General features: G+C 72.5%; 10 protein-coding genes. 7 read left to right on the plus strand and 3 right to left on the minus strand.

Annotated elements, in window-relative coordinates; genetic code table 11:
• The first annotated feature begins 30 nt into the window (after nt 1–30).
• Nucleotides 31–1014, plus strand: coding sequence for a cation diffusion facilitator family transporter (locus ACZ4D5_RS01460; protein ID WP_467770280.1), 984 nt, complete (start codon nt 31–33; stop codon nt 1012–1014).
• Here the strand turns inward: ACZ4D5_RS01460 and ACZ4D5_RS01465 are convergent.
• Nucleotides 975–1763, minus strand: a complete 789-nt coding sequence (locus ACZ4D5_RS01465) for a phosphatase (protein WP_467770281.1) — start codon at nt 1761–1763, stop codon at nt 975–977. The two genes, ACZ4D5_RS01460 and ACZ4D5_RS01465, sit on opposite strands and share 40 nt — an antisense overlap.
• 165 nt (nt 1764–1928) lie before the next feature.
• Nucleotides 1929–3413, minus strand: a complete 1485-nt coding sequence (locus ACZ4D5_RS01470; protein WP_467770282.1) for a PucR family transcriptional regulator — start codon at nt 3411–3413, stop codon at nt 1929–1931.
• A 179-nt stretch (nt 3414–3592) separates the two neighbouring features.
• On the opposite strand from ACZ4D5_RS01470, the gene ACZ4D5_RS01475 reads away from it, so the two are divergent.
• From ACZ4D5_RS01475 to ACZ4D5_RS01485, 3 genes are read left to right on the plus strand one after another with little or no spacing between them, the layout of a single operon-like run.
• Nucleotides 3593–5056, plus strand: coding sequence for a sodium:solute symporter family protein (locus ACZ4D5_RS01475; protein ID WP_467770283.1), 1464 nt, complete (start codon nt 3593–3595; stop codon nt 5054–5056).
• 51 nt (nt 5057–5107) lie between these two features.
• Complete coding sequence (gene speB, locus ACZ4D5_RS01480; RefSeq protein WP_467770284.1) at nt 5108–6100, plus strand: agmatinase; 993 nt, start codon at nt 5108–5110, stop codon at nt 6098–6100.
• Between the two features lie 28 nt (nt 6101–6128).
• Entirely contained in the window at nt 6129–7817 is a 1689-nt protein-coding gene (locus tag ACZ4D5_RS01485) for a thiamine pyrophosphate-binding protein (protein ID WP_467770285.1), read from the plus strand.
• Between the two features lie 83 nt (nt 7818–7900).
• Here the strand turns inward: ACZ4D5_RS01485 and ACZ4D5_RS01490 are convergent, their stop codons facing one another.
• Nucleotides 7901–8296, minus strand: a complete 396-nt coding sequence (locus ACZ4D5_RS01490; protein WP_467770286.1) for a hypothetical protein — start codon at nt 8294–8296, stop codon at nt 7901–7903.
• A gap of 120 nt (nt 8297–8416) precedes the next feature.
• Between ACZ4D5_RS01490 and ACZ4D5_RS01495 the strand changes: the two genes are divergently transcribed.
• The 3 genes from ACZ4D5_RS01495 (at nt 8417) to ACZ4D5_RS01505 (ending at nt 14220) form a co-directional block, all read left to right on the plus strand.
• Nucleotides 8417–12154: an ABC transporter ATP-binding protein gene (locus tag ACZ4D5_RS01495; RefSeq protein WP_467770287.1), complete on the plus strand. Its 3738-nt coding sequence runs from the start codon at nt 8417–8419 to the stop codon at nt 12152–12154.
• A 132-nt stretch (nt 12155–12286) separates the two neighbouring features.
• Entirely contained in the window at nt 12287–12682 is a 396-nt protein-coding gene (locus tag ACZ4D5_RS01500) for a hypothetical protein (RefSeq protein WP_467770288.1), read from the plus strand.
• Nucleotides 12683–12780: 98 nt separating this feature from the next.
• Nucleotides 12781–14220: an aminopeptidase gene (locus tag ACZ4D5_RS01505; protein ID WP_467770289.1), complete on the plus strand. Its 1440-nt coding sequence runs from the start codon at nt 12781–12783 to the stop codon at nt 14218–14220.
• Nucleotides 14221–14235: the final 15 nt, after the last annotated feature.

Consider the following 14235-nt stretch of genomic DNA (forward strand, 5'->3'; position numbering starts at 1 on the left):
TCCTCACTGATCGGACATACCGTCCGATACATGTCGGAGCGACCGGAGCACGCACAGCAGCAGGAGCACGGCGAGAGCGCCTTCACGGTGATCGTCGCCGCCGTCGCCAACCTCGGGATCGCGGTGGCCAAGGCCGTCGCCGGTGTCATCAGCGGATCCAGCGCCATGCTCTCCGAGGCGGCGCACTCCGTGGCCGACACCGTCACCGAGCTGATGCTGCTCGTCTCCCTGAAGGCCGGCGACAAGCCCGCCGACGAGGAGCACCCGCTCGGCTACGGAGGCGCCCGCTACATCTGGGCGCTGCTCGCCTCCGTCGCCACCTTCGTCGGCGGCGGCGTCTTCGCCGTGTACGACGGCATCCACACCCTCACCCACGGCGAGGAGCCGGGCGACCCACTCATCTCGTACGTCGTGCTCGGCATCGCCTTCGTCCTGGAGGGCTACTCGCTGCGGACCGGCCTCAAGCAGGCACGCGGCGAGGCCGACCGCTTCGGGGTGCACCTCAAGCGCTATCTGCGCCACACCCCCGACACCGCGGTCAAGGCCGTCGTGATGGAGGACTCGGCGGCGCTGGTCGGCCTCGTGCTCGCCGCGGCCGGGCTGCTCGGCGGGCAGCTCACCGGGTCCGGCGTGTGGGACGGCATCGCCTCGCTCTGCATCGGCGTCCTGCTCGTGTACGTGGCGTGGGTCCTCGGGCACGCCAACTCCGAGCTGCTCATCGGCCGACCGCTGCCGCCGGAGATGCGGGCCGCGGTGCGGGCCGAGCTGCTCTCCGACCCGCACGTCGTGGACGTACTGGAGCTGACCACGCTGCTGCAGGGCCCCAAGGAGGCGCTGGTCGCCGCGAAGGTCGACTTCCGGGACGTGTCCACGGCCGCCGACATCGAGCGGGCCTGCGACAGCATGGCGCACCGCGTCCAGGAGCGCTTCCCCGCGGTCAGGCGGGTCTACCTGGACCCGACGCCGGGGCCCGCTCAGGAGTCGCCGGAGAGTCCCGCCGCGTCGAGCAGGTAGGCCGTCATCGGGTCGTAGTGGCGCGGGCTGGTGACGTGGTCGTCCAGGGGGACCGTCACCTGCACCGTCCCCTCGGCCTCGCCGATGAACAGCGCCGGGTCGTTGCAGTCCGCGTAGCCGAGGGAGTCCAGGCCGCGCTGGCCCGCGCGCCCCGCCCAGCCGTGGTCGGCGACGACCAGGTCGGGCTGCGGGCGGCCCTCGCGCTCCAGGCCGTCCAGGATCGCGTTCATCGGCTCGGGGGAGTGCGTGTGCCACAGCGTCGCGCCGCGCTCAAGGACCGCCACGTCCGCGAACTGGAAGACCATGCCCTCGTCGGCCGTCAGGCCCTCGGGGATCACCACGATCTCGCAGCCCGCCGCGCGCAGGGCCGCGGCCGTGGCGCGGTGCACGTCGAGCAGGCCTCCGGGGTGGCCGGTGGCGAAGAGCACTCTCTCCTTGTCGGCGGCCGCCTTCCGCAGGCGGGCCGCCATGCGCTCGAGGGCGGCGACCGTCAGCTCCGGGTCGATGGTGTCCTGGCCGTGCCGGTGCTGCGGGTCGTCGATGACGCCGCAGCGCTCCGCCATCACCGCGAGGACGTCCTGCTCGTCGGTCCAGCGGTCGCCGAGCTCCAGGCCGAGCCAGTAGTGGCGGTCGCCGTTCGCGAGCTTCCTGTAGTGGCTGAGGTTGTTCTCGCGGGGGGTGGCGACGTCGCCCGCGATGCGGGTGCGGACGAGGTGGTCGACCAGCTCGGCACGGTTGGGTATCGGCATGGCTTCTATTGTGCCGTCGCTCGGGCCGCGGGGCCGGGGCGTCTCGAAGGCTGGGGCTGTGACCTGTGCCGCTGAGCTGCGCGTGCGGGGGTGGAGCGGTGCGTTGTTCGCTGCGGGTTCGTTGTGGCTTGTCGCGCGGTTCCCCGCGCCCCTTCGGGGCGCTCCTCAGCGCCCCCGGCCCAACGCGAACCACAGCTCCATGCGTACGTCCGGGTCGTTCAGGTCCCTGCCCAGGAGTGCCTCGCAGCGCGCGATCCGCTGCCGCACCGTGTTGCGGTGCACCCCGAGCGCCACCGCCGTGCGGTCCCAACTGCCGTGCAGGGAGAGCCAGGTGCGCAGGGTCGAGGTCAGTGGCCCGTTGCCTTCGAGGGGTCCGAGCAGCACGCGCGCGTGGGCGTCGGCCTCGGCGGGGGCGACCAGGGCGGCCAGGCCGTTCTCGTGGTGGCGCACCAGGGGGACGCGGGTGGCCTCGGCGCGGCGCACGGCGCGGGCCGCCTGCGCGTCGGCGGCCGCCAGTTCGCCGGGCGGGGCGGGAGCGGAGACGCCCAGGGTCCAGCCGTCCGCGGGGGTGATCTCCCGGTCGGCGGGGACGAGGAGGCGTACGACGTCGTCCCCCGGGTCGGCGAGGCCGCCGCCGAGCGCCGCCGCGAGCGCGGACGCGGCCAGCGGGGTGTGCTCCCCGCGCGCGTGCACCACGGTCCACAGGGCGCTGCCCAAAAGGGGGCCGACATCCTGCGGCGAGGCCCCGAGCAGCAGCCGTACGAGGGCGGACGTGCGCGCCGCCTCCGAGGCGCCCTGGTGCTCCCCGGTGAGCAGCGAGAGCAGCACGACCGCCGCTCCCGCGATGGTGTGGTCGCCCGGTTCGCGGCGGTCCGTGGCGACCCCGAGCGCGAAGCCGCGGCCGCCGCCGAGCGCGTAGGCGGCCAGGTGCGTGGGCCCCGCGGTGTCGGCGGCGGACGCCGGGGCGGCGGGCGCGGCGCGCCGCACGACCGCGGTCAGCTCCCGCAGCGCCTCCCGCGCGGCGTCGCGCGTCTGCCCCGCCGCCTGCAGCTCCGCCCCGTCGGGCCCGTACAGCGCCGCGGCTCCGCCGAGCCGCGCCGCCAGCTGGCGCAGGACGGCCGGGACCGGGTCGGGTCTGGCGGCCGCCGTCGCGAGGCCCCGCTGCGCCTCCGTCACGCGGCGCAGCTCCGCGTGCCGCGCCTCGGCCATCAGCCGCCACACCGCGCGGGCGACCCCGCTGAAGGTGGTCCGCGGCGGGACCTCGAGAAGCGGCAGGCCGTGCCGGTCGCAGGCCTCGGCCAGGGGGCGCGGCACCGTGTCGTGCACGGGCGCGACGCCGAAGCCGAGGGCCGCGCCGCCCGCCGCGACGATCCGGGCCACGTAGGAGTCGAGGGAGCCGCCCGGGTCCGCCGGATCGGTGATGTGCACGCCCGCCGTCAGGAGCAGCTCGCCGCCGAGCAGATACGGGTACGGGTCCCTCATCTCCGAGGTGTGCACCCACTGCACGGCCGTCCCCGCAGCCCGGGCGTCAGGGCCGGCGATCTGCCGCAGCCCCAGGTCCTCGCGGGCGAGCAGCGCGGTGAGCGGGACGGGCGGGGTGGGAGGGGCGGATGGCACAGGAGCCGAGGACGGGGCCGCGGGGTCGGTCATGGTGGACGTTCCATCCGTCTTGATCGTGGAGAGTGGAGGAAACGTACACTTCAGCGTTGCTTTCCGGCCACCTAAGGTCGTGCCGACCACAAGCCGTGGGTACGGGCGGATGTCCCCACGGCCGGTCCGCACTCCCCTCTGCACGACACGCCACCGAGGTGCGCGAAGGAGGCCCCCTTATGGCCGTCGACTACACAGTGATCGTCGTCTATCTCGCCGGGATGCTGGCCATGGGCTGGTGGGGCATGCGCCGCGCCAAGTCCAAGAGCGAGTTCCTCGTCGCGGGGCGCCGCCTCGGTCCGTGGATGTACTCCGGGACCATGGCCGCGATCGTCCTCGGCGGCGCCTCCACCATCGGCGGCGTCGGCCTCGGCTATCAGTACGGCCTCTCCGGCGCCTGGATGGTCTTCACCATCGGCCTCGGGCTGCTCGCGCTGAGCGTGTTCTTCTCCGCCCGCATCGCGCGCCTGAAGGTCTACACCGTCTCCGAGATGCTCGACCTGCGCTACGGAGGGCGCGCGGGCGTCATCTCCGGAGTGGTCATGTGGGCGTACACGCTGATGCTCGCGGTCACCTCGACCATCGCGTACGCCACGATCTTCGACGTCCTCTTCGACCTGAACCGCACCGTGGCGATCGTCATCGGCGGCTCGATCGTCGTCGCCTACTCCACGCTCGGCGGCATGTGGTCCATCACCCTCACCGACATGGTGCAGTTCGTGGTGAAGACCATCGGCGTGCTGCTGCTCCTGCTGCCCATCGCCGTCGTCAAGGCGGGCGGCTTCAGCGAGATGAAGGCGAAGCTGCCCACCGAGTACTTCGACCCGCTCGGCGTCGGCGGCGAGACGATCTTCACGTACGTGCTGATCTACACGTTCGGCATGCTCATCGGGCAGGACATCTGGCAGCGCGTCTTCACCGCCCGCAGCGACAAGGTCGCCCGCTACGGAGGCACCGTCGCCGGCACCTACTGCCTGGTCTACGCGATCGCGGGCGCCGTCATCGGCACCGCGGCCAAGGTCATGTACCCGAAGCTGCCGAGCGCCGACGCGGCCTTCGCGACCATCGTCAAGGACGAACTCCCGGTGGGCGTGCGGGGGTTGGTCCTCGCCGCGGCGCTCGCCGCCGTGATGTCCACGTCCTCCGGAGCGCTCATCGCCTGCGCGACCGTCGCCAACAACGACATCTGGTCGCGGCTGCGGGGCGTGGTCGGCAGGCGCGGCGACGAGCCGCACGACGAGGTCAAGGGCAACCGCGCCTTCATCCTCGTCATGGGCGTCGCCGTGATCCTCATCGCCATCGCCCTCAACGACGTCGTCGAGGCGCTGACCGTCGCGTACAACCTGCTCGTCGGCGGGCTGCTCGTGCCGATCCTCGGCGGCCTGCTGTGGCGCCGCGGCACCGCGGCGGGCGCCCTCGCGGCCGTCGCCGCCGGTGGTCTCTCCGTCATCGGGCTCATGTGGGGGTTCGGCATCCTCGCCAACGAGCCCGTCTACTACGGCCTGTTGACCTCCCTGGCCGTCTACGTCGTCGTCTCCCTCGCCACGCCGCCCACCGACGCGGCGGTCCTCGCCGCCTGGCGCGAGCGGCTCGCGGGACGGGGCGCGACGCCCGAGGCCGAACCGGCCCCCGTACCTCAGTAGAGTCAAAAAGCGCTCACAAAGCGCATCGAAGCGTAAGAAGGAAGGCACTCCATGAGCAGCAACGAGACGCCCCGCGGTCCCGTCGACTCCTCTCGCATCCCGCGGTACGCGGGCCCGGCGACGTACGCCCGGCTGCCCCGCCTCGACGAGGTCGGCGGCAAGACGGATGTCGCGGTGGTCGGCGTGCCCTTCGACACCGGCGTCTCGTACCGCCCCGGTGCCCGCTTCGGCGGCAACGCGATCCGTGAGGCGTCGCGTCTGCTGCGCCCCTACAACCCGGCGCAGGACGCCTCGCCGTTCGCGCTCGCGCAGGTCGCGGACGCCGGCGACATCGCGGCCAACCCGTTCAACATCAACGAGGCCGTGGAGACCATCGAGGCCGCCGCCGACGACCTGCTCGGCTCCGGCGCCCGCATGATGACCCTCGGCGGCGACCACACCATCGCCCTGCCGCTGCTCCGCTCCGTCGCCAAGAAGCACGGCCCGGTCGCCCTGCTCCACTTCGACGCCCACCTGGACACCTGGGACACCTACTTCGGCGCCGAGTACACCCACGGCACGCCGTTCCGCCGCGCCGTCGAGGAGGGCATCCTCGACACCGAGGCGCTCAGCCACGTCGGCACGCGCGGCCCGCTGTACGGCAAGAAGGACCTCACCGACGACGAGAAGATGGGCTTCGGCATCGTCACCTCGGCGGACATCTACCGCCGCGGCGCCGACGAGGTCGCCGACCAGCTGCGCCAGCGCATCGGCGACCGCCCGCTGTACATCTCCATCGACATCGACTGCCTGGACCCGGCGCACGCCCCCGGCACCGGCACCCCGGAGGCGGGCGGCATGACGTCGCGCGAGCTCCTGGAGATCCTGCGGGGCCTGGCCTCCTGCAACCTGGTCTCGGCCGACGTCGTCGAGGTCGCCCCCGCGTACGACCACGCGGAGATCACGGCGGTGGCGGCCTCCCACACGGCGTACGAACTGACGACGATCATGAGCAGGCAGATCGCCGCGGGCCGCGCCGCCGGTGCGGAGCAGAACGCGAAGTGACCCCAGGGCGAGAACGAGGAGACGCCGCATGACCCACGACCACGACCTGGTGCTGCGTCCCACGCCGCGCCAGACCGAGGCCGCGCTGAACCCGCCCCCGGGGCGCAACGGCGGCGACCTCGTCATGGAGACCCTGTCCGGCCTCGGCGCGACCACGGTCTTCGGGCTGCCGGGTCAGCACGCGCTCGGCATGTTCGACGCGCTGCGGCGCTCCTCGCTCTCGTACGTGGGCTTCCGCGTCGAGAACAACACGGGCTTCGCGGCGGACGCGTACGGCCGGATCACCGGTGAGGTCGCCCCGCTGCTCCTGTCCACCGGGCCCGGCGCGCTCACCTCGCTCGCCGCGCTCCAGGAGGCGGCGGCGGGCTCGTCCCCGGTCCTCGCGATCGGCAGCCAGGTCCCGGTGGCCGGGCTCGGCGGCGGGCGCCACGGCTATCTGCACGAACTCCGCGACCAGCAGGCCTCGTTCAGGGACATCGTGAAGTCCGTGCACCCGGTCCGCACGGCCTCGCAGATCCCCTCCGCCATCGCCGCGGCCTGGGAGTCGGCGCTGACCGCGCCGCACGGCCCGGTCTGGGTGGAGATCCCGCAGGACGTGCTCCTGGCCGAGACCACGCTGCCGGTCGTCACGGCGATGGACGCGACCCCCGAGGACGTCGTGCCGCGCCCCGAGCTGACCGCCGTCGCCGCCGACCTGCTCACGCGCGCCGAGCGCCCCGCGATCGTCGCGGGCGGCGGAGTCGTACGTTCCGACGCCTCCGGCAAGCTGCTCGCGCTCGCCGAGCGGCTGAACGCGCCGGTCGTCACGACCTTCGGCGGCAAGGGCGCCTTCCCCTGGGAGCACCCGCTGTCGCTGCAGTCCTGGCTGGAGGACCGGCACACCACGGACTTCCTGGAGGACGCGGACGTCCTGCTCGTGGTCGGCTCGGGCCTTGGCGAACTGTCGTCGAATTACCACACGTTCAAGCCGCGCGGCCGGGTGATCCAGATCGAGGCGGACGCCGGGAAGCTGGAGTCCAACCACCCCGGGCTCGGCATCCACGCGGACGCGCGGCTCGCGCTGTCCGCGCTCCTGGAGACGATCGAGGCCCCCCGGGAGGATCCCTCGGCTCCCGAGCGGGTCGCGGGCCTGCTCGCCAAGGTCCAAGAACGCATCGACGCCCAGGACCTCACCCTGGAGCGGCAGGTGCTTGCCGCCGTGCGCGAGGCCCTGCCGGACGCGTCGCCGTCCTTCTGGGACATGACGATCCTCGCCTACTGGGCGTGGTCCGCCTTCGACGCGCGGCGCCCGAACACCATGCACTCGGCGCAGGGCGCGGGCGGCCTCGGCTACGGCTTCCCCGCGGCGCTGGGCGCGGCCGCCGCCGACCCCTCGCACCCCGTGCTCGCGGTGTCGGGCGACGGCGGCGCGATGTACTCGATCGCGGAGCTGGCCACGGCCAGGCAGTACGGGCTGAACGTGACGTGGCTGATCGTGGACGACGGCGGCTACGGCATCCTGCGCGAGTACATGTCCGACGCCTTCGGCGAGGCGACGGCCACGGAACTGGCGCGCCCGGACTTCGTGGCGCTCGCGGAGTCCTTCGGGGTGCCGGGGGTGCGGACGTCCCCGGAGACGCTCAGGGACGACCTCGCGAAGGCGCTGGCCGAGCCGGGTCCGTCCGTGGTGGTGCTTCCGGCGCTGCTGCGGATGTTCGCGCCGACGCATCTGGGCTGAGCGGGAAGGGCGGGGACGCGGGGAAGGGCGGGGACGCAGGGAAGGGCGGGGACGCGGGGCACTTCAGGAGCCCAGGTCAGGGCTCAGTTCAGGAGTGACCCGTACTTCTCCCGGTGGGCGCCGAGCTGGGCGTCGTACCCGGCCCGGAAGGCCGCGTCGCCCGCCTTGTCGTAGTGGGTGCGGGGCAGGCCGCCGGGCGGGATCAGCGACGGGATCAAGCGGAACAGCGCGACGGCCGTGTCCCAGTGGGGACCGCCGCGTCGCCTCGCCTCCTGAAGGCAGGGGCCCGCGCCCGCCAGCTCGGTGGGCAGCTTCGCTTGGGGCGCCTTGAGCAGGGCGGGGTCCGGCTCCGCCGGAAAGCCGCCGGTCACGGCGCTCACCGCCCGCAGCACCCGCAACGTCGCGTACAGCTGCCCGCACAGCCACTCGGGGCTCTCCTGTTTCTCCGGCACGGCGACGTCACTACCCCGAACGCGCATCCGGGGAACCTCCGTGCCCCGGGACCTAGGTCCACAGGCCCGTATTTGTTGCGGCGGGATGAAATCCACCGCCCACCGTGTTGGGCTTCTCGGCAGGTCAGGTCGAGTGGGAGGCAACACGTGGCGGAGCAACGGGGCTGGGCGAAACGTCTGAGCGGGTATGCGTGGCGCTACCCCAAGGACGTCGTGCTCGCGCTCGGGTCCTCGCTCGGCGGCATGGCGGTCATGGCGCTCGTGCCGCTGATCACCAAGGTGATCATCGACGACGTCATCGGGCAGGACGGGCAGGGCGGGGGCCGCTCCATGGCCCCCTGGGCCGGTGCGCTGATCGGCGCCGCCGTCGTCGTCTACGTCCTGACCTACATACGCCGCTACTACGGCGGCCGCCTCGCCCTCGACGTCCAGCACGACCTGCGGACCGAGATGTACGGGACGATCACGAAGCTCGACGGGCGGCGTCAGGACGAGCTGTCCACCGGGCAGGTCGTCGGCCGCGCCACCAGCGACCTGCAGCTCATCCAGGGCCTGCTCTTCATGTTGCCGATGACCATCGGGAACATCCTTCTCTTCGTGATCTCCCTCGTGATCATGGCGTGGCTCTCGCTGCCGCTCACCCTGGTCGCCCTCGCCGTCGCCCCCGCCCTCTGGTTCATCGCCCGCCGCTCCCGCTCCCGCCTGCACCCCGCCACCTGGTACGCGCAGGCCCAGGCCGCAGCCGTGGCCGGGGTGGTCGACGGCGCCGTCAGCGGCGTACGCGTGGTGAAGGGCTTCGGCCAGGAGGAGCAGGAGACCGGGAAGCTCAGGGAGGTCGGGCGCAGGCTCTTCGCCGGACGGCTTCGGACCATCCGCCTCAACTCCCGCTACACGCCCGCCCTCCAGGCCGTCCCCATGCTCGGCCAGGTCGCCATGCTGGCCCTCGGCGGCTGGCTCGCGGTGCGCGGCGAGATCACGCTCGGCACGTTCGTCGCCTTCTCCACCTACCTCGCGCAGCTCGTCGGGCCCGTGCGGATGCTCGCCATGGTCCTCACCGTGGGGCAGCAGGCCCGCGCCGGCGTCGAGCGCGTGCTCGAACTCATCGACACCGAGCCGAGCATGAAGGACGGGAGCAAGGAGCTGCCCGCCGATGCTCCGGCCACCGTCGAGTTCGACGACGTGGGCTTCGCGTACGAAGACGACCGGCCCGTGCTCGACGGGCTCTCCTTCGAGATACGCCCCGGCGAGACCCTCGCCGTCGTCGGCTCCTCCGGCAGCGGCAAGTCCACCGTCTCGCTGCTGCTGCCCCGCTTCTACGACGTGACGCACGGCGCCGTCCTCATCGGCGGCCACGACGTGCGCGAGCTGACCCTCGACTCCCTGCGGTCCGCCATCGGGCTCGTGCCCGAGGACTCCTTCCTCTTCTCCGACACCGTCGGCGCCAACATCGCGTACGGCCACCCGGAGGCCACCCAGGAGGAGATCGAGACCGCCGCGCGCGCCGCCCAGGCCGACCGGTTCATATCCGAGCTGCCCGAGGGGTACGACACCAAGGTCGGCGAGCAGGGCCTGACCCTCTCCGGCGGCCAACGCCAGCGCATCGCGCTCGCCCGCGCCATCCTCACCGACCCCCGCCTCCTGGTCCTCGACGACGCCACATCGGCGGTCGACGCGCGCGTGGAGCACGAGATCCACGAGGCGTTGAGGGGGGTGATGGCGGGGCGTACGACGCTTCTCATCGCCCACCGGCGCTCCACCCTCGGCCTCGCCGACCGCATCGCCGTCCTCGACGGGGGACGCCTCGCCGACCTCGGCACCCACGAGGAGCTGGAGGAGCGCTCCGCCCTCTACCGGCGGCTGCTGACCGACCCCGACGAGCTCGGCGGCGTCTCCCCGGGCCACGCCCTTCCCACCGACCTCCCCGAGGACACCTCCGTACGGGCCGAGCTCGACGCCGAGTTCGACGCGGAGCGCGGCATCACGCCCGCCCTGTGGACCGGCGACCGCGAGCCCAGGACCGCCAAAGACCCAGCGCTCTCCGGGATGCCCTCCACACCCGAACTGCTCGCCCAGGTCGACGCGCTGCCCCCGGCGAACGACACCCCCGGCATCGACGAGGCACGCGCCGTCACGCCCGAGGAGTCCTACGGCCTGCGCAGGCTGCTCGCCGGGTTCGGGGTGCCGCTGCTGTTCAGCCTGCTGCTCGTCGCCGTCGACGCGGGCATGGGACTGCTGCTTCCCGTCCTGATCCGGCACGGCATCGACGAGGGCGTCAACCAACTCGCGCTCGGCGCCGTCTGGGCCGCCTCCGGGCTCGCGCTCGCCGCCGTCGTCGTCCAGTGGGCGGCACAGACCGGTGAGACGCGGATGACCGGACGCACCGGGGAAAGGGTCCTCTACTCGCTGCGGCTGAAGATCTTCTCGCAGCTCCAGCGGCTCGGACTCGACTACTACGAGCGGGAGCTGACCGGGCGCATCATGACCCGGATGACGACCGACGTGGACGCCCTGTCGACCTTCCTGCAGACCGGGCTCGTCACGGCCTTCGTCTCCGTCGTCACCTTCTTCGGCATCATGGTCGCCCTGCTCGTCATCGACGTACAGCTCGCGCTCGTCGTCTTCGCGACGCTGCCGCTGCTGGTCGTCGGCACGTACTTCTTCCGCAAGTCCAGCGTGAAGGCGTACGAACTGGCGCGTGAGCGCGTGTCCGTGGTCAACGCCGACCTCCAGGAGTCCGTCGCGGGGCTGCGCATCGTGCAGGCCTTCCGGCGCGAGGGCGCGGGCCGCGAGCGGTTCGCCGCGAACAGCCACAGCTACCGCAAGGCCCGCATCCGCGGACAGTGGCTGATCTCGGTGTACTTCCCGTTCGTGCAGCTCCTGTCGTCGGTCGCCGTCGTCGCCGTGCTGATCGTGGGCGCGGGCCGGGTCGAGGCGGGCACGCTCACCACCGGCGCGCTCGTCGCCTACCTGCTCTACATCGACCTGTTCTTCGCGCCCGTGCAGCAGCTCTCCCAGGTCTTCGACGGCTACCAGCAGGCCACCGTCTCGCTCGGCCGCATCCAGGAGCTGCTCCAGGAGCCGACGTCGACGAAGGCCGCGGACGAGCCGATGGAGGTGCTCTCGCTGCGCGGCGAGATCGCCTTCGAGGATGTCGACTTCGCGTACGCCGCCACCGGCGAGGGCGATCCCGAGGAGGCGCTCAGCGGCGTACGCCTGCGGATACCCGCGGGCCAGACCGTCGCCTTCGTCGGCGAGACCGGCGCGGGCAAGTCGACGCTCGTCAAGCTCGTCGCCCGCTTCTACGACCCCACGGGCGGCCGCGTCACGGTCGACGGCACGGACCTGCGCTCCCTCGACCTGACCTCGTACCGCCACCGCCTCGGTGTCGTCCCGCAGGAGGCGTACCTCTTCGCGGGCACCGTGCGCGACGCCATCGCCTACGGCCGCCCCGACGCCACCGACGCCCAGGTCGAGGCCGCCGCCCGCGCGGTCGGCGCGCACGACATGATCGCCACCCTGGACGGCGGCTACCTCCACGAGGTCACCGAGCGGGGCCGCAACCTCTCCGCGGGGCAGCGCCAGCTGATCGCGCTGGCCCGCGCCGAGCTGGTCGACCCGGACGTGCTCCTCCTCGACGAGGCCACCGCCGCCCTCGACCTCGCCACGGAGGCGCAGGTCAACCAGGCCACCGACCGCATCGCAGGCAAGCGCACCACGCTGGTCGTCGCGCACCGCCTGACCACCGCGGCCCGCGCCGACCGCGTCGTCGTGATGGACCACGGACGGGTCGCGGAGGACGGCACGCACGACGAGCTGCTCGCGCTCGACGGGCGGTACGCACAGCTGTGGCGGACCTTCGTGGGCGAGGCGGTCGAGGCGGCCTGAGGGGGGCGGTGTCCGGCTGGTGGGACGCCGGGGAGGAACCGGGGAGAAAAGCGGGGGACGCCGCAACCGCGCGGGCCGTGGGCTGCGTCCGTACATCAGTACGCTGATGCCGAAGTGGCGGGAGGGGCAACCGTGGGCAGTGGTCGCATACGAAGGCGGCTGACGCTCGGCACCGCCGTGCTCGCCTCCGCCGTCCTGCTCGCCCTCGCGGGCCCCGGCACGGCCTCCGCGGAAGCCGTCACGGGCCTGTGCGCGGGCCGCAAGGTGCGCACGCTCCCCTTCAGCACCGGCAAGGTCGAGGTCTTCAAGAGCCGCGGCTACATCTGCGCCGTGGCCGTCGCCAAGCGCCCCGGCGCCCGCAAGAGCATGTCCGTCAGCGTCCAGGCGCGCGGCAGCAGGCCCGCGCGCGACAAGGGCCGCTACACCCACCACGCGGGCCCGGTGACGGTCCACGCCGGGCACCGCTGCGTCTGGGTGAAGGGGAACATCGGCGGGCGCGGGGTCAGCTCCGGCTGGATCCTCTGTTGACGCGCGCCGCACCGCGAAACTCTGCTCAACCCACTCTGTTCCGCGCCCAGTTGCTCCGTTAGGTTCCCCGGCATCGCTGTGTCGACAGGGGAGGGTGCATGCGCAAGGCGCTCAGATGGCTGCTGTCGCTCGTGGTGCTGACAGGCACCGTGGGCACGGCCGGACTGACGACCGGGACGACGGCCGGGGCGACGACCCGCGCGGCCGCGACCGCGGAACCCGATGGCCCGGACATCAAGGACAGGCTGCTCGCCATACCCGGCATGAGCCTGATCGAGGAGAAGCCGTACCCGGGATACCGCTTCTTCGTCCTCAACTACACCCAGCCGGTGGACCACCGGCATCCGGACAAGGGCACCTTCGAGCAGCGCCTGACCGTGCTGCACAAGGACACCAGCCGCCCCACGGTCTACTACACCAGCGGCTACGGCGTCTCCACGAACCCCAGCCGCCGTGAGCCGACCCAGATCGTCGACGGCAACCAGATCTCCATGGAGTACCGCTACTTCACGCCCTCGCGCCCCGACCCCGCCGACTGGTCCAAGCTCGACATCTGGCAGGCCGCCACGGACCAGCACCGCATCCACCGCGCCCTCAAGCCGATCTACGGCAAGAAGTGGCTGGCCAGCGGCGTCTCCAAGGGCGGCATGACGGCGACGTACTACGAGCGCTACTACCCGCGCGACATGGCGGGCGTCGTCGCCTACGTCGCGCCCAACGACGTCGACGACCAGGAGGACTCCGCGTACGACGCGTTCCTCGCGGGCGTCGGCACCAAGGAGTGCCGCGACCGGATCCAGGCCGTGCAGCGCGAGACGCTGGTGCGCAGGGACCCGCTGTCGGCGAAGCTCAAGGCCTACGCCGACGCGGAGGGCTACACCTTCAGGACCGTCGGCACGCTGGACAAGGTCTACGAAGCGGTCGTCATGGACCTGGTGTGGACGTTCTGGCAGTACCAGCCCGCCGCCACCGCGTGCGGCGAGATCCCCGACGCGGCCACCGCCACCGACCAGGCGCTCTACGACTACGTGGACACGGTCGTCGGCTGGTCCGCCTACACCGACCAGGGACTTGAGGGCTACACGCCGTACTACTACCAGGCGGGCACCGAACTCGGCGCGCCCTCGATCAGCCAGCCCTGGCTCGGCGACCTGAGCCGCTACGGCTACCAGCCGCCGCGGAGCTTCGTGCCGCGCGAGATCCCCATGACGTTCAAGCCGTGGGTGATGCCGGACGTGGACCGGTGGGTGCGGCACAACGCGCACCGGATGATGTACGTGTACGGCGAGTACGACCCCTGGGGCGCCGAGCGGTTCCGCCCCGCGCGCGGCGCCAAGCACGACAGCCACGTCTTCACGGCGCCCGGCGCGAACCACGGGGCGAACGTCTCCCGGCTCACCGCGGACGACCGGGCGAAGGCGACGCGGCGGATCCAGGCGTGGGCGGACGTCCCGTCGGCCTCCGGCAAGCCGCTGGCCGCGTACGACGAGAAGCTGGACCGGCGCGACGTGCCGAGGGAGTCGGCGCTGAGGCCGTAGGTCCCGGCCTGCGGC

The organism is Streptomyces sp. NPDC025651 (assembly GCF_055558735.1).

Excerpts from the sequence above, each read along its gene's own strand:
- ACZ4D5_RS01490 (WP_467770286.1), bottom strand. The coding sequence starts at position 8,296 with ATGCGCGTTCGGGGTAGTGACGTCGCCGTGCCGGAGAAACAGGAGAGC.
- ACZ4D5_RS01485 (WP_467770285.1), top strand. The coding sequence starts at position 6,129 with ATGACCCACGACCACGACCTGGTGCTGCGTCCCACGCCGCGCCAGACC.
- ACZ4D5_RS01475 (WP_467770283.1), top strand. The coding sequence starts at position 3,593 with ATGGCCGTCGACTACACAGTGATCGTCGTCTATCTCGCCGGGATGCTG.
- ACZ4D5_RS01465 (WP_467770281.1), bottom strand. The coding sequence starts at position 1,763 with ATGCCGATACCCAACCGTGCCGAGCTGGTCGACCACCTCGTCCGCACC.
- ACZ4D5_RS01470 (WP_467770282.1), bottom strand. The coding sequence starts at position 3,413 with ATGACCGACCCCGCGGCCCCGTCCTCGGCTCCTGTGCCATCCGCCCCT.
- ACZ4D5_RS01505 (WP_467770289.1), top strand. The coding sequence starts at position 12,781 with ATGCGCAAGGCGCTCAGATGGCTGCTGTCGCTCGTGGTGCTGACAGGC.
- speB (WP_467770284.1), top strand. The coding sequence starts at position 5,108 with ATGAGCAGCAACGAGACGCCCCGCGGTCCCGTCGACTCCTCTCGCATC.
- ACZ4D5_RS01460 (WP_467770280.1), top strand. The coding sequence starts at position 31 with ATGTCGGAGCGACCGGAGCACGCACAGCAGCAGGAGCACGGCGAGAGC.